The organism is Paenibacillus pini JCM 16418, assembly GCF_000576305.1.
In the GTDB taxonomy this organism is placed as follows: Bacteria; Bacillota; Bacilli; order Paenibacillales; family Paenibacillaceae; genus Paenibacillus_AQ; species Paenibacillus_AQ pini.
On sequence record NZ_BAVZ01000015.1, the window covers coordinates 62,792 to 77,951 of the forward strand.

General features: G+C 39.4%; 16 protein-coding genes. 9 read left to right on the forward strand and 7 right to left on the reverse strand.

The annotated features are described in order from the left end of the window. The first annotated feature begins 139 nt into the window (after positions 1-139). Positions 140-2,416, forward strand: coding sequence for a bifunctional 2',3'-cyclic-nucleotide 2'-phosphodiesterase/3'-nucleotidase (locus JCM16418_RS17950; protein ID WP_036651744.1), 2,277 nt, complete (start codon positions 140-142; stop codon positions 2,414-2,416). A gap of 168 nt (positions 2,417-2,584) precedes the next feature. Next, on the forward strand, positions 2,585-3,622 hold the full coding sequence (locus JCM16418_RS17955; protein WP_036651748.1) for an EAL domain-containing protein: 1,038 nt from the start codon (positions 2,585-2,587) through the stop codon (positions 3,620-3,622). A 204-nt stretch (positions 3,623-3,826) separates the two neighbouring features. Here JCM16418_RS17955 and JCM16418_RS17960 read toward each other — a convergent pair whose 3' ends face one another. From JCM16418_RS17960 to JCM16418_RS17970, 3 genes are all read right to left on the reverse strand, one after another. Further along, positions 3,827-6,130, reverse strand: coding sequence for a glycoside hydrolase family 65 protein (locus JCM16418_RS17960; RefSeq protein WP_036651750.1), 2,304 nt, complete (start codon positions 6,128-6,130; stop codon positions 3,827-3,829). 103 nt (positions 6,131-6,233) lie between these two features. Then, entirely contained in the window at positions 6,234-6,890 is a 657-nt protein-coding gene (pgmB, locus tag JCM16418_RS17965; protein ID WP_036651816.1) for a beta-phosphoglucomutase, read from the reverse strand. 93 nt (positions 6,891-6,983) lie between these two features. Next, entirely contained in the window at positions 6,984-8,042 is a 1,059-nt protein-coding gene (locus JCM16418_RS17970; RefSeq protein WP_036651753.1) for a LacI family DNA-binding transcriptional regulator, read from the reverse strand. A 236-nt stretch (positions 8,043-8,278) separates the two neighbouring features. Here JCM16418_RS17970 and JCM16418_RS17975 point away from each other — a divergent pair, with 236 nt between their 5' ends. The 4 genes from JCM16418_RS17975 to JCM16418_RS26070 all read left to right on the forward strand — a co-directional run bounded on the left by JCM16418_RS17975 (position 8,279) and on the right by JCM16418_RS26070 (position 9,694). Further along, on the forward strand, positions 8,279-8,512 hold the full coding sequence (locus tag JCM16418_RS17975; RefSeq protein ID WP_036651756.1) for a helix-turn-helix domain-containing protein: 234 nt from the start codon (positions 8,279-8,281) through the stop codon (positions 8,510-8,512). Between the two features lie 39 nt (positions 8,513-8,551). After that, positions 8,552-8,986 (forward strand): PH domain-containing protein, encoded by a 435-nt coding sequence (locus JCM16418_RS23940; RefSeq protein WP_052020495.1) that lies wholly within the window; start codon positions 8,552-8,554, stop codon positions 8,984-8,986. A 173-nt stretch (positions 8,987-9,159) separates the two neighbouring features. Then, the gene (locus JCM16418_RS17985; protein WP_036651760.1) at positions 9,160-9,495 is read left to right on the forward strand and encodes a PadR family transcriptional regulator; all 336 of its coding nucleotides are present in this window, start codon (positions 9,160-9,162) and stop codon (positions 9,493-9,495) included. A gap of 58 nt (positions 9,496-9,553) precedes the next feature. After that, positions 9,554-9,694 carry a DUF2812 domain-containing protein gene (locus JCM16418_RS26070; protein ID WP_081765497.1) on the forward strand — a complete coding sequence of 47 codons (141 nt, stop codon included), beginning with the start codon at positions 9,554-9,556 and terminating at the stop codon, positions 9,692-9,694. A 552-nt stretch (positions 9,695-10,246) separates the two neighbouring features. On the opposite strand, the gene JCM16418_RS17990 is transcribed toward JCM16418_RS26070, so the two are convergent. The 3 genes from JCM16418_RS17990 to JCM16418_RS18000 all read right to left on the reverse strand — a co-directional run bounded on the left by JCM16418_RS17990 (position 10,247) and on the right by JCM16418_RS18000 (position 12,083). Then, on the reverse strand, positions 10,247-10,429 hold the full coding sequence (locus tag JCM16418_RS17990) for a hypothetical protein (protein ID WP_036651765.1): 183 nt from the start codon (positions 10,427-10,429) through the stop codon (positions 10,247-10,249). Between the two features lie 592 nt (positions 10,430-11,021). Further along, complete coding sequence (locus tag JCM16418_RS17995) at positions 11,022-11,372, reverse strand: hypothetical protein (RefSeq protein WP_036651766.1); 351 nt, start codon at positions 11,370-11,372, stop codon at positions 11,022-11,024. An 81-nt stretch (positions 11,373-11,453) separates the two neighbouring features. Beyond that, positions 11,454-12,083 (reverse strand): hypothetical protein, encoded by a 630-nt coding sequence (locus JCM16418_RS18000; RefSeq protein ID WP_036651768.1) that lies wholly within the window; start codon positions 12,081-12,083, stop codon positions 11,454-11,456. A gap of 542 nt (positions 12,084-12,625) precedes the next feature. Here JCM16418_RS18000 and JCM16418_RS25060 point away from each other — a divergent pair. Genes JCM16418_RS25060 through JCM16418_RS18010 form a run of 3 tightly spaced genes read left to right on the forward strand, consistent with a single transcriptional unit; the run spans position 12,626 to position 14,092 of the window. Continuing rightward, positions 12,626-12,799: a hypothetical protein gene (locus JCM16418_RS25060; protein WP_156327233.1), complete on the forward strand. Its 174-nt coding sequence runs from the start codon at positions 12,626-12,628 to the stop codon at positions 12,797-12,799. Between the two features lie 14 nt (positions 12,800-12,813). Further along, positions 12,814-13,224, forward strand: a complete 411-nt coding sequence (locus JCM16418_RS18005; protein WP_036651769.1) for a tyrosine-type recombinase/integrase — start codon at positions 12,814-12,816, stop codon at positions 13,222-13,224. Positions 13,225-13,267: 43 nt separating this feature from the next. Beyond that, complete coding sequence (locus JCM16418_RS18010; protein ID WP_036651771.1) at positions 13,268-14,092, forward strand: hypothetical protein; 825 nt, start codon at positions 13,268-13,270, stop codon at positions 14,090-14,092. A 344-nt stretch (positions 14,093-14,436) separates the two neighbouring features. Here JCM16418_RS18010 and JCM16418_RS18015 read toward each other — a convergent pair whose 3' ends face one another. Then, on the reverse strand, positions 14,437-14,910 hold the full coding sequence (locus JCM16418_RS18015; protein WP_036651773.1) for a hypothetical protein: 474 nt from the start codon (positions 14,908-14,910) through the stop codon (positions 14,437-14,439). Positions 14,911-15,160 lie beyond the last annotated feature (250 nt).

A 15,160-nucleotide genomic window follows, 5' to 3' on the forward strand; every position in this document is an offset into this window, starting at 1 on the left:
TTTTGTCTTTATTTTGGTAGGGATGACGATATAAACTACTATTGTAGATAGAGCTAATCAAACGGTGGTTAGTTTATATTACCGGAAGACGGCTCAATGCTACAGATGTGCCAATGGTACATAATTAGGAGGGGTATACTTGTCGAATTCACGTAAAAAAGTCCTTAAAGGTATTACAGCTGCTGCCGTTGCGTTCAACGTGCTCGCGCTTCCGCTGGTTCCGGCTTATGCTGATAGCAGCAGTCCATCCAAAGTTAAACTGCGGATTATGGAGACATCCGATTTACACGTTAACATGGTGAACTATGATTATTATGGCGATAAGAAAACCGATGAATATGGTTTTGCTAAAACAGCCAGCTTAATCAAAGCAGCAAGAAATGAAGTAAAGAATAATGTATTGTTCGACAATGGCGATTTGCTTCAAGGGAATCCATTGGGCGATTACATTGCTAAAGTAAACCCTCTTAAAGCAGGCCAAGTTCATCCCGTATTTAAAGCAATGAATTTAATGAATTATGATGCTGGCGGTGTCGGTAACCACGAATTCAACTTTGGACTTGATTTCTTACAGCAATCATTGAAGGGTGCGAATTTCCCTTATGTAAATGCAAACGTTTACAAGGACGATAAGGACAAGGATGAAAGCAACGATGTTAACTATTTTACTCCTTATCGAATTATAGACAAAAAAGTAACGGATGAAAATGGCAAAGAGCAGACCATTAAGGTTGGTATCATTGCATTTGTTCCACCACAAGTTAATCAGTGGGATAAAGACAATGTTGAAGGCAAAATTATTGTAAAAGACATTGTAGAAACAGCAAAGAAATTCGTCCCGCAAATGAAAAAAGAAGGCGCTGACGTAATCGTAGCTATGCCTCACTCTGGTTTTGAAGATATTCCACAAACTCCGCTAATGGAGAACTCCGTTCTCTACTTGAGCCAAGTTCCTGGAATTGATGCCATCTTGTTTGGACATGCTCACAAGACATTCCCAAGCGCAGAGTTTAAAGGTAAAAAAGGCGTAGATCTGGAAAAAGGTACGATTAACGGTGTAGCAGCAGTTGAACCTGGCTTCTGGGGTGACCACCTTGGTATCATTGATCTTGATTTGGAACAAACCGATGGTAAGTGGAAAGTAACGGGCTCCAAAACGGAAGCACGTGCAATCTACGACACAGCAACTAAAAAATCGCTAATTGATGCTGATCAAGCTATCGTGAATGCGGTTAAGACAGATCATGATGCTACGCTTGATTATATTCGCGGTCCTGTAGGCACAACCACTGCACCGATTAATAGTTATTTTGCACTTGTACAAGATGATCCTTCCATTCAAATCGTAACGAATGCTCAAAAATGGTACGTTGAGAAGCAAATGAAGGGTACAGAGTATGAAAAGCTGCCAATCCTATCTGCAGGCGCTCCATTTAAAGCAGGCGGACGTTCAGGCGCTTCTTATTACACGAATATCCCAGCAGGAACAATTGCTATTAAGAACGTTTCGGACTTATATGTATATCCAAATACCGTTCATGCAGTTGTTGTAACGGGCGCAGAAGTTAAAGAATGGTTAGAATGGTCCGCTGGCCAGTTCAACCAAATTGATGTGAACAAAACGACGGAGCAAAACATCATTAATAATGATTTCCCAACGTATAATTATGATGTGATTGATGGCTTGAACTATCAAATTGATGTAACACAGCCAGCTAAGTATGATACAAAAGCTGCTATTATTAATGCATCAAGCAGCCGTATCAAGAACCTGCAATTTAACGGTAAAGCAATCGATCCTGCACAGAAGTTCATCGTAGTTACGAACAACTACCGTGCTTCATCTTCCAAACTGGCTAATCCAGATGGAAAACGCATCGTGCTTGCTGCTCCGGACGAGAACCGTCAAGTGGTTATCGACTATATCCGTGACAACAAGACCATTAACCCGACTGCTGACAACAACTGGTCTTTTGCAAAAGTGGATGCGAAGCTAAATGTTGTATTCACATCTTCACCAGATGCTAAGAGTCTTGTAGCAAGCAGCAAGAACATGACTTATATCGGTGATGGCGAGAATGGTTTTGCTAAATATGGTTTAGATCTATCTGTTGCTGCAACTGCACCAGTTACGCCTCCAACAGCAGAGGTAACTCCTTCTAAACCTGAAGTAACACCAACAAAACCGGTGACTCCAGCTGTCCCTGTGACACCTGCTAAACCTGTTACACCAGCAACGAAACCAACTACACCATCTACACCGTCAACAGGTAATCATACCTATGTAATTAAAAAAGGTGATAACTTGTATCGCATCGGTCTTAGGTTCGGCGTAAGTTGGGAAAAAATCGTTGAAGTGAATAAAATTAAGAATGTCCATGGACTTCAAGTTGGTCAGGAAATAATGATTCCATAGACTCTTTCGCAAATGCGAAAGGTAAAGTGAGTAAGCTGACGATCAATCCCGGTCGTCAGCTTACTTTGTGTATAAAAATTACAAAACCTCACACACAAATTGTAATTGGCATGCTATAATCATAACCAAATCAACATTTTTCGGCAAAATATGCCAAGGAGGATTTACATGAGCTGCAGCGGATGCGCCCCGATACAACCTGTAGAAGATCAAGGAAGGGTACGATTTAAGCCAACGAACCATCTGTTAGCAGCAGTGATCCAAGAGAAAGGCTTACAATCTGAGCTCAGCGCTGAATTGGCTGCTGTTTCGTATGATTCAAGAGATGAGTTATTTGACCTATTACAACATGTTTACGAGTTACCCCAAGAAGAAATAGCGAGATTAGAGATCTCGATCACGGGAAAGGGGAGGAATGAACTTAGTAGTCCGTGGGTATCTATGATGCAAATGAAGGCAAGAATGATGCATTATAATGTAGTAGATATTATTCGGCAGGAGCGTTTTGCGAGCCATATGCAGCCGATTGTAGATAAAGATGAGCAGATTGTTGGCTTTGAATTTCTGCTGCGTCCAGCACCGAACAGTGTCGAATTCCATCCTTACAGGCTGTTTGAGGTGGCAAGGGAAACAGGTCTACATTCATTCCTCGACCGTGCAGCTCGAATATCGGCCATTGAGACGAGTGCCGCATTACTTCCGCGTGGAATCAAAAGATTTATAAATTTTTTACCTTCATCTATATATAATCCAGAATATTGCCTAAGCCACACCTTTAAAGCCATTGAAAAGTTTGATCTAGATCCTGCTGATTTTGTATTTGAAGTTGTCGAAACAGAGAAAATTGAAGATATGAACCATTTGTTACAGATTTTTAAGGCTTACCGTGATCACGGAATGACGGTAGCTTTGGATGATGTTGGATCCGGTTATTCAACGATGGAAGTCATGACGATGTTAAAGCCTGATTTTGTGAAGATTGACCGTAGTTTAATTGATCGCTGTGATCAAGACGCAGCCAAACGTGAGCAAATACTAAGCATTATTGAACGTGCAGAATGTTTCGGAGGCCGTGTGCTAGCGGAAGGTATTGAACGCCGTGAGGAGTTTGAATTCTGCCGTGATTCAGGTATTCACCTTGCACAAGGTTATCTGTTCGGTAAGCCAGCGGATCGCCCACCACAGAATGTTTTATGGGCAGTGTAGCATATTTGAACAGTGAAATATGACGCAGTATATTACATATAATAAGAAGCTGGATCCAAATTACTCTGAGCTTATGGAGTAGAGCTGCCCTCAGTCCGTATATCGGATAAGGGCGGCTCTTTTTTCATATAATCTATTGAGCTAGAATGTCATAACAAAAAGGTGCATCTCCATTTGAATTAGAGGTGCACCCTTTTTCATATATTAGTGATTAACCTTCACGTGGCTTAATCCGCCAACGGTATAGCTATTGCCGTAAACATTAACCTTAGCGGGTATTTTAGTTTCATTTGTTACGGTAACATCTTGCTCGCCTACAGTTACTTTCAGACGGGAACCGCGGAACATGACTTTGAACGAGAACGACTTCCAGTGTCCTGGATTGAATGGGTTCAAATGCAGCTCCCCATCCTTCACGCGCAGACCACCAAAACCATGTACAACCGACATCCAAGTACCCGCCATACTGGTGGAGTGACATCCATCTTCGGTGTCATTGTTGTAGTTATCCAGATCCAGACGTGCTGTACGTAGGTACATCTCGTAAGCTTTCTCCTTGTAACCTAGCTCACATGCCATAATGGAATGCACGCAAGGGGAGAGTGAGGATTCATGGACGGTCAACGGCTCATAGAAATCGAAGTTACGCTTCTTGGTATCCAAATCATAACGATCGCCAAGGAAGAATAACCCTTGTAGCACGTCTGCTTGCTTAATGTAAGCGGAGCGTAGGATACGGTCCCAAGACCAGTTCTGGTTCAGTGGGGTATGCTTCGGATCAAGATCTCTAACTGGTGTAAGGTCTTTATCCAAGAAGCCATCTTGCTGAAGATAAATATCTTTCTCTCCGTCATATGGATAATACATTTTAGTGATAATTTCAGACCATTTCTCGGTTTCTTCCTCTTTCAATTGAAGCTTCTCTACCAGCTCTTCATAACGAGTAGGCTCGCTCTTTTTCAGATATTGAAGCACTTCTAGTGTATATTCCATGGTCCAACTCGCGATGCGGTTCGTGTACCAGTTATTGTTCACGTTGTTCTCATATTCATTCGGTCCTGTAACACCAAGAATCATGTATTGGTCTTTGGCAGGCACATAGTTGACGCGCTCTTCCCAGAAACGTGAAATTTCTGCAAGCACCTCAAGGCCATATTGACCGAGATACGCTTGATCACCTGTGTAGTTCACGTAGTTATAAATGGCATATGCGATAGCCCCGTTACGGTGAATTTCTTCAAATGTAATTTCCCATTCATTATGGCACTCTTCGCCGTTCATCGTTACCATCGGATACAGGGCACCTTTGACAAAGCCAAGTTTACGGGCATTCTCCTTAGCTTTTTGCAAATGTTTATAACGGTAGATTAGCAAATTACGAGCAATGGATGAATCGGCTGTGCTTAGATAGAAGGGAAGGCAATAAGCCTCCGTATCCCAGTACGTGCTGCCGCCGTATTTTTCACCCGTAAATCCTTTAGGTCCAATGTTAAGGCGATCATCTTCGCCCGTGTAGGTCTGATTCAGTTGGAAGATGTTAAAACGGATAGCCTGCTGTGCAGCAACATCGCCTTCAATGACAATGTCACTCTCACGCCATTTATCAGCCCAAACGTTAACTTGCTCCTTGTGCAGCTCTTGGAAACCCGCCTCGACTGCACTCTTCAGTGCTGCACGGCCTGCATCAAGCAGCTGCCCAAAGCCATAGTCACGTGATGTTACATTCGCTACATACTTGTAAATTACGAGCTGCTCGTCCTGCTGAACATCAACCGATGTACGGTACCCAACATATTTGTCCTTCTCGATTGGTTCTAATTCAAGTACCAGCGGCTCACCATTCTTACTCATTTCAAAAGACATAACGGATGTAACATGGAAATCAAGTTTCTTCGTCTTCACGGTTAGTGCGGCTTCGCTTTCACCAACTTCTTTATAGACCTCAGCCCAGAACTTCTCATCATAGTTGGAATCTTTGTTCTGTACATCACCATCGAGGTAAGGAGTCACGGTCACTTTGCCGCTGAAATTCAGCGGTGTGATGGCATAACGAATGGCGCCAATCTCATGGCGAGCCATGCTTACAAAACGAAGAGCTTCCACACGAATCTCTTTACCATCCTCAAGTTCAGCGATAAAGCTACGAGAGAGCGTGCCTTCTTTCATATTTAGTACACGGGTAAATTCTCTAACTGTACAAGCAGCAAGGTCCAGAATTTCACCTTCAATTTCAATGCCAATTCCGATCCAGTTCGTACTGTTCAGTACTTTGGCAAAATACTCAGGGTATCCGTTCTTCCACCAACCGACCCGAGTTTTGTCAGGGTAGTACACGCCAGCCATATAGCTACCTTGCAGAGTAGGTCCACTATAAGCTTCTTCAAAGTTGGCCCGTTGGCCCATATATCCGTTACCGATGCTGAAGATACTTTCGGAAATCTCATGCTGATGCAGCTGGAATCCCTCTTCAATAATGCTCCATTTGTCTTCTTTTAAATATTTCTTCACAATGACCGGCTCCTTTAGGAATGTAATGAGGTATATAGTCAGGTAAGAATGAACATTTGTATTATTTGTAATAATTATACAAAAAATTACACGTGATCATGTCTTAAGAAATCAGTTGGAGAAGGCGTTCATAAGTCATTTCTTCTAAAGAAGGAACAATGGCTGTTGCCTGCCCCAGCGTTGTAGGAGATCCAACACCAACGCTGCGCATACCCCCGCGAGTAGCGGCTTCAATTCCTGCTTCAGCATCCTCAAATACGACGCAGGCTTCTGGTTTACTTTGTACTGCCTTCGCCCCGAGCAGAAATACTTCAGGATCGGGCTTGGCACTCGATGTGTGAGTACCATCAATAATGGCGTCGAAATATGGAACCAGATGCGTATTATTGAGGATAATCATCGCATTCTTGCTAGCAGAACCTAACGCTATGCGAATGCCATTTTTTCGAAGGTCAGTGAGGAATGCCAGCACACCTGGAAGAATTTCAGATTCGTCCATCTTGGAGATGTAATCCACGTACCAAGTATTCTTTTTCTCAGCGAGTGTGAGCTTGGTTTCTTCATCGAAAGTAAGTCCACCAATCTCAAGCAGTATATCCAGAGAAGCCATGCGGCTAACGCCTTTGAGACGTTCATTGTCCTGCTCCGTAAATACGAAACCAAGCTCATCAGCTAGACGTTTCCATGCGATGAAATGGTATTTAGCTGTATCGACGAGAACGCCATCAAGATCAAATAAACAAGCTTCAATCGGATTGATTTGAGTCATATCATGCAACCTCCTAGTATTTTTGTGCAAACGTTTGAACAAGTTGTAAAAATAAATGAAGCACCGTAATGCTTCGTGTATTATTTATATATTCATTCTTGTATTCACTTCAGATTTAGTTGGTGAAAAAATAGACGATTCCCGAATCACCAGTCGGTGAGGAATGATGTGGCGTTTTTGAAATTGGTTCTCTCCAACATGTGTAACAGACTGAATCAACGCTTGCGAGGCTGTGTAGCCTAAATTATAAATACCAATATCCACACTGCTAATTGGCGGAGTTGATAATTCTGCGATAGCAATGTTATTGAAACTGACCAGACACAAATCTTGAGGAACCTTGTACCCGAGTTCGTGCAAACCGCGCAACACGCCTAGTGAAACAAGATCATCAACGACAAGTAGAGCGGTAGGACGTTCTGGAAGATTCATAAAGAAAGACATGGCTCGATAGCCACTTTCTTGGAGAAACTCTCCTTCAACAATCCAATCCTTGCTCATAGAAAGATTTGAGTCTTCCATGGCACGCGTATAACCTTCGAGACGATCACGGGAAACAATATGACTTGGTGGTCCGCTTACGAACCCGATTCGCTGATGTCCGAGGTTAATGAGATGCTGAGTCGCATCATATGCGGCCTGAACATTGTCGTTATCAACAGATAACAAATCCGGATATTTCGGGCTTCGTCCGACAAGAACAAACGGATGATTGTTATTTTGCAAAAAATCGACAACTTTATCATCTTTGCGGGAGTATAGCAGAATAGCACCATCCACACGTTTACCATTAAGCAGACGAGAGACTGCTTCGACTTCTTCTTGTTCATTAGCTCCGGAACTGATTAGCACATCGTAACCTGAGCGGTTAGCTTGTGTAACAATCCCGCGAATTAATTCCATAAAAAACATGTTCATAAATAGTTCTTCAGCCGGTTTAGGCAAAATAACACAGATGCTTTGTGTCGTCTTGGACACCAAGCTCTTAGCCATAATATTGGGATGGTAACCGAGCTCATCCATAATATCTCGAACCTTCTGAGAAGTTTCCTTACTAATTCTTGAATTATTCGACAGTACACGGGACACGGTGGAAGGGGAAACGCCCGCTTTTTTTGCTACATCTTTAATGGTTACAGACATTAGTACCTCCATGTGGAACCGTTTGCGTAAACAATGCTAGTGGGTCCTGTCGCTGCCCTTTTTCAAGCTGTTTTTCATTAAATATCTTAATCGATAGCCTCGGGCTTGTAAATAACATTCCTCATTTTGGTTTTAAATATTAACAAATGTAGTACTTTAAAAGATGTATTGAAATATTAGGTATCACCTAATAAAATAAGGTGTCACCTAAATAATTACATGTTCGGAGGCTCAATATGCTTGTATGGATGTTAAGAGAGGTCATGGCTGATAAAGGAATTTGGTCAGGTGCAGCACTATCTCGTTTATTAAAAGAAAAAGCTGATTATAGTCTATCTGCTGCTTCGATTAGCGCGTTATTGACAAGCCAGCCTCGACAAATGAAAGCCGAAACCCTAGATGCACTATGTACGACACTAGATTGTTCACCAAATGATTTATGGGTACATACCCCGAATCAAGGGTCGTAGTCCTGCATTATTAGCTGGAAATAGGAAGGGGTTAGATTTATGAAATTTGTTCCGAAGAGGGATCTTTGGTTATCGATCACAGTTTGGATCTGTATTATTTTCTTGGTTTTCGCGGCATTATCGACCTTATTGGTTGGGGGTATAAGTATAATCGGTGGAAGTGTTATATCTCTGGTTTGCTTAGTTATTGCCGGATATATAGGTTGGTTGTGGGTAGTGGCATTCTACGTATTACAAGAATCTGAATTGTTCATTCGTTTTGGTCCAATGACGAAATCTATTTCTTACGATAGTATTACCCAAGTAAAGCTGATACGGTCATGGATGTCGAGTATGGCTACCTCTAGCCGCAGAGTTGAAATTAAGTATGGTAAATTTGATTTCATTCATATCTCTCCCCTTGATCAGAAGGTATTTGTAGAGGAATTAGCTAAACGTTGTCATCAGGCAAGCATAGAAATGAATTCGCTTTAACCCAAGTGAGATACAATGAATCGGTACCAAGCGGTAGATTCCACGAAGTGAATTATACTGCTTTTTTGTTATAAATTGGTTGTTAACTATGTCACGCCGTGATATAGTCGCATCAAGACATAGTGAGTTAGGCTGTAGGTGTACGGTGAGGATAACAAGGGAGCTGGGACATTTTGGACACTAACAAAGTGTTGAAGAAATATGTGCCTATGACTGAAACGGCTTTTTATATTCTATTATCCTTAGCGAAGCCGCGCCATGGATATGGAATTGTGAAGCATGTGGAGGACATTACGAATCATCGAATTCGATTAGGTTCAGGGACAGTTTATGGAACATTAACCAAAATGCAGAAGGATGGAATGATTACTGTTTTTGCAGATGAAGATCGAAAGACAATATATGAAATAACAGAGGTAGGGACAAAAGTCATTGCCGCCGAGATCAACAGACTTAAGGAACTCTACCAGAATGCATTGAAGTATGGAGAGGATGAGTATGATGATTAAGATCGTTAAACCCTTTTGGAGCTACGATGTACAGAAGACAGAATAGTGGCTCTCGTCGATGTCTGAAAAGGGTTATGAGCTTATTGATATAAACCGTGTAACGCGGTGTTTCATCTTTCAACAAGGCGAGCCGAGAACAAGAACGTATCATATTAGTTTGATAAAATCCAGGCTCAATCACTATCCAGAGGTTTACTAGACAAACGTTCCTAAAATTAACAAAAATATTAATTATTAAAGAAAATTTCAAATAAAATTACATATGACTAACTTTCAAGAGTGATTTTGTAATAGGTAATTAACTAATAGATTGGCCATATATTTTACTAAAGGATAAAGGGTAATACTTGAAGAGTAGACAGAGGTGGTACCAAAGGGAAGGGGATGGACTATACATTAGAGTCCATATCGGATGTTGTATAAAAATTTAACAGAAAGGAAGGCTACTTCTAGCTTGAAGTAGTCTTCCTTTCTGTATGTATTAGAATGAACAGCAGATAAAATTATTTTTATAGTACTTCGTACACTGTGATTGCACCATTAATTTTTTGAGTGCTGGTGCCATTAGTAACCCAAATTTCAGCATAAAAAGTACCAGTACCAACATTTGACCAAGTACCTACGTAAGTTCCTACGTTAGAGCCAAAAGGAAACGTTTGTGATCCGCAATCGATATCAGGCCAAATACCGTTTTTCTTTTTAAGTTTAATTTTGTAGTCACCAGATACACTATTAGTTACTGGTACACTGCCTAACTATTGATTTGAATATTGGTATAATTATTTGCAGTAAATTCACCCGATGTAATACCAAGGTTATTAACTCCAGAGAATGCCTTTTCACCGTATATTTTGTTTTCAACTTTAGCGAATAATGATATTTCTGGAACTTTTATAGCTGCACTAATGACAACATCTGTTTTTGCATCAGTCATAGGCTTTGAAAGACTTTATGTATCATTTGTAGTAACCTCAGCTGCACTTACAGGAATAGCAGAAATCAATAATGCGGAAACACACATAGATGAGATGGCCACTTTTTTAAATTTGTTTAAGAACACTCAAAACACCCTTTCCCGTATAATTTTCACTATAAAAATATATATCATGGATATATTACCATAATATAGTTTATATAGTAAGTTCTATATTAATCTATTCTTCTATATGTTATTCACAGATTGAGTACGCTGAATGATGTGCGACAATAATTATATGGAACAACTGGTCATCTTCTCTATAAAAAAGAAGACTAATTCATGATAGAAGTAGCCTTCTTTTGTATAGACAGATACTCAATTAAGTGGTGTATAGATACACGAATAACAGCTAGCATAAATACACTAAAAAATTATTCTTATTCTACTTCGTAGACAATGATTTACATTAAATTTGTGTGGATACATCACTATTAAGCCAAATGTTCACCCAATAAGTACCTTTACCGACATTGAACAAGTACCTACATAATTACCTGTTGTATGTACCAGAAGCATTATTAAATAGCCCTTATGGGCATGAACTGGCTTATTCAATCCAGACTTGATAATATTGTCTATTCTCAATTATATCAATATTCGCATATACCTCCTTTGTTATATAACCAATTGTTTTTGCCTGTATTAATTGAAAGAGAAGAGAAAAGGCTAATTTAGAATCCGTTGTTTTATACCCAGTATAGTCGTTAAGAATTTTAGAATATATCTCACTTGATATATATTCTTGTGCTTCGTACATTGATGAAATGTCATTTCTCTTTTCTTCATACCATTTTATAGAAGGGGATTTATTTTTATCAAGTATCAGATTGCTATCATTGTTTGTAAATATAAATTCTCTGTAAGCATTACTTGGAATATCATTATTTTCTTTAGACATGGACATCACCTCTCAAATCGGGTTATAAACAAAAGAAAAGGGCGAATAAATTTCCCGCCCTTTTCTTTTGTTTATTATACCTTAAATTTTACAAGAAAAAGAAAATTGTCCAGTTGGTTTGGATGGAAGGGCACTTATGGCATTCAAATCAATAGTTATAACGTCGCCAGAATTCAAAGCAGCAGCTTGTCCTCCGATATAATTGTAATTCTTAATGCTTCCATGGAACAAATAATTGCTAGCTTGGGTGTGCACGTCATAAATAGATCCTCCAAAAAGTGATCTGTAATAACCTAAGTTAGTATTAGATACTGAACCACCAGATCCTGATACAGAAACAACCGGGCCGAAAAATGATATACCAAGTGGTGTGAATTCAAATCCCCATTGGAGAGTGTTCGTCAATGAATCATATTGTTGGATACTTCTAGAATATCCAGCAGCTCCTGGTCTCCAGGTGCTGGCACTGCACGGTGGAGCATAAATGTCTCTTGCTTGTTGCTCAGAAGTTATAGTAACAGTTGGTTCACTAATATTAGTAGACCTTTCACTATTTGAATCTGAATAAATATTTTCATGTCCTTGCATAATTAATTCTGAATAAGGCTGACTTGTCGAATCCTCAGCTTGAACTGCAACAACCCCCATAAGACTGAACAATAAGAATGTAGCTGAAATAGACGATATTAACTTCTTAAAAAATGAATTCATTTAAAAACCTCCCATTAATAATAAGTAGTCTTCTTACTTGTGCTTCAATCTTTCCCTCTTTTTTTGGTATAAAGTTATATGATATATCTATAATAAACAAAATAGTAATATTATGTAAATATATTTATTTTAACTATTGTATTGAACTTTGGATAATGGAAGCAGAGAACCCGCATTTCACCGTTTCTTAAAGGCGAAAAAACTCGTCATCTTCTATAAATATAAAAAAGAGGGATTCAACATGTTACAACTGTTCGACGATTTTATAAACAAACTAGATCAGTCAGGATTATCCAATCGGACAGTATCAAACTACAAATCTACCTGAAATGTTTTTCAGAAATGGATGAGGAAATCTGATCCTGATATAAGGGATGTTGGTCTAGCTACTCAAAAGATATCTCTGATTTCAAACGCTACATGTTAACTTACGGTGGAAGAGGAGGGAAGCCAGCCACTCCAGCAACAATGCAACTAATTTTGTACACTTGAATGCTATTTTTTGTTATTTTTCAGAAGAAGGGTACATTCCGAACAATCCAGTGGAACCGATAAAAAAACCAATAGCTGCAAGGCGTACACCAAAATGGTTAACCAAAAATGAACAGAATGCATTACTCCGTGAAGTCAGAAGTCACGGAAGCAAAAGGGATTATGCAAATATACTGTTGCAGCTTAGAGCTGGTCTGCGTGTGCATGAAGCGTGTGACTGCTGAAGAATGAGTTAACAATGAGCGCACGTGCCGGCAGCGTGTATATCCGTGGCAAGGGAGATAAGGACAGAGAGGTTCCACTGAATGCTGAAGTTAGATCCTCCCTGCAAAGTTATCTTAGGAATCGGAACGATGACAGTCCGTATGTATTCAAGTCTCAGCGCACTGAGAACCTATCTGTACGCGGGGTTCAACATATAGTGGAAATATACCGCGTCCGGACGAGAATAGGGCATTTATCTTGCCACAGTTTGCGTCATAGTTTTGGGCATGATCTTATTGTTGCAGGAAACGACCTTCAGAAGGTGGCTATGCTTATGGGACATTACAAAGAAGATGGTACACCTAACATTGAAATGACCATGATTTATACTACCCCAGGCGTGGAAGATCTGGAGGCTGCGGTGGAGTCGATCAGCTGGACGTAAACATTGTAAAGATTGATATGAAATGATTAAGGAGGGTTATACATTGTATTTTTCAGAGCGTAATGGAATAGAGAAGGACAAGTTAGTCTTAAAAGATTTAATTGAAGTTTTTTTGATCATTATCAATGATTTTGCTAAAGATAAATACTTCGATGACTTTTACGGTTTTGAAGACTATAAGGGCGACTGGAATCATGGCAGGGCAAGTAGTAATTTTGAGTCGTACACACATGAGGATGTGGGTAGAAAGATTTTTGATCCATTCTACCCTCAAAAAACACCAAAATACACAGAGGCAGATGTGTTCGATCTTATAGAACTCCTTTATAAACATATCTATCTTAAAAATCGGTTTTTACAAGAAGACCTTGGTCTTGAAAGTATTGATGATATTCGAGAGTATTCTAAAAATAAATTTAGAGAACGGATTAATAAGCAGATAATGCGCTATAGCAAAGGATGGGAGTTACAACCAAATGGTGAAATTCGTGAATTAGTGTCAGAAATGCTCAAACCTATCGTTGATGAGATTGCAGTATATGGTAACGAGAAAGAAGTAGACTTAAGAATCAGAAGAGCAATTAGGCATTTTTTGAAGTATGGATCTGATGAGTTAACCAAGAAAGGCGCTTTACTCGAAATAGGTGGGGCTTTAGAGAGATTTAGGGATGAGCTTGCGAAGAAACTTGGTCCAGAAGAAAATAATATTTTTCATCTTTTAAATAAATTCGATTTACGTCATAACAAGCTATTAAAGGAAACTGGATATGATACTAAGATATATTACCCGTGGATATTCTACACATTTCTCTCTACATTTGATGCATTTGTTAAACTGAGAAATAGGGAAGCTGAACAAAATGAATAAATTACAGTCCTTGATGGATTATATGGACTCTGTGAAGGGGCTACATAACAGACAATGTGCACATGGATTTCTTATTTTGATCCTGATAAAAACATATTGTCGATTACAACAGCTGATTTTAGTGCATATGTACCTCAATGGTTGAAAGAACGGTTCCCAAGCTCCTTTTTTATAAATTCTATTCGTAACAGAATATACATTCTGTTACGAATAATGACGAAAAACACACTGGAGACAGGGAAGATAATTTCCTAGGGCAGAACTCTTTGCTTACAAATATTTTGACTTCCTCTGCCAAAGACAAATTCCGTCTACTAGCTTCGCCGAATAAAATTTATCAGCCTTTACAACTTAATCTCTCCATACAACTCAACTTGGTTAGTGTGCTTTTCTAGAAATTTCAGTTGTATTGTTTTAATTTTTTCTTCACTGTAAATTGAATATAGTGGTTGTACAGTCACATTTGTGTCATAAGCATCCTTTGAAATACTTCTGCTTCCTTTGCCAATAAAGTACAGTTTGTCTTTATCTTTTAAATAACAAAAGAAAAATCCGTCTGTTTTTACCAATTTTTCAAAATTTCGCTTTCCTTCTTCGTAAGTGTAAAACTTGGAAACAGGCATCCATAGAACTGCTTCATTATCACTTACTTCACCAACGTATTCTAAATATGTATCAGAACCTATTGTACTAATAAACGATTCCGTTGCTGTTGAAGTTAATGAAGAATACCTCTTTTCATTTATTTCGCTACCAATGGTTAATACTACGCCACCCAAGAAACACGCCAAAAACATGATCCAGAACAGTTTTTTCATATATAATATAGCTCCCCCTTTTTTTATTTTCGGCACGATCGAGTAAAATTTGTAGAGTATAGCTACATTATAAGTTGCCCACTGACAACCCGATAGAACAATCTCAAATTCTGTGAGAGTTGATGGAATAGAACTAACAGAAAGTTGGATTTCATTGTGAAGACGTTACGGGTTTATAGAGAGTAAATTAGATGAACAGCAAAAGTGAAGGACGAAGCCACACCTGGTACAGAGGATTTAGAGGCAGTAA

Excerpts from the sequence above, each read along its gene's own strand:
- JCM16418_RS17955 (WP_036651748.1), top strand. The coding sequence starts at position 2,585 with ATGAGCTGCAGCGGATGCGCCCCGATACAACCTGTAGAAGATCAAGGA.
- JCM16418_RS17970 (WP_036651753.1), bottom strand. The coding sequence starts at position 8,042 with ATGTCTGTAACCATTAAAGATGTAGCAAAAAAAGCGGGCGTTTCCCCT.
- JCM16418_RS17975 (WP_036651756.1), top strand. The coding sequence starts at position 8,279 with ATGCTTGTATGGATGTTAAGAGAGGTCATGGCTGATAAAGGAATTTGG.
- JCM16418_RS23940 (WP_052020495.1), top strand. The coding sequence starts at position 8,552 with ATGAAATTTGTTCCGAAGAGGGATCTTTGGTTATCGATCACAGTTTGG.
- JCM16418_RS26070 (WP_081765497.1), top strand. The coding sequence starts at position 9,554 with ATGTCTGAAAAGGGTTATGAGCTTATTGATATAAACCGTGTAACGCGG.
- JCM16418_RS17990 (WP_036651765.1), bottom strand. The coding sequence starts at position 10,429 with ATGACTGATGCAAAAACAGATGTTGTCATTAGTGCAGCTATAAAAGTT.
- JCM16418_RS17995 (WP_036651766.1), bottom strand. The coding sequence starts at position 11,372 with ATGTCTAAAGAAAATAATGATATTCCAAGTAATGCTTACAGAGAATTT.
- JCM16418_RS18000 (WP_036651768.1), bottom strand. The coding sequence starts at position 12,083 with ATGAATTCATTTTTTAAGAAGTTAATATCGTCTATTTCAGCTACATTC.
- JCM16418_RS18005 (WP_036651769.1), top strand. The coding sequence starts at position 12,814 with ATGAGCGCACGTGCCGGCAGCGTGTATATCCGTGGCAAGGGAGATAAG.
- JCM16418_RS18015 (WP_036651773.1), bottom strand. The coding sequence starts at position 14,910 with ATGAAAAAACTGTTCTGGATCATGTTTTTGGCGTGTTTCTTGGGTGGC.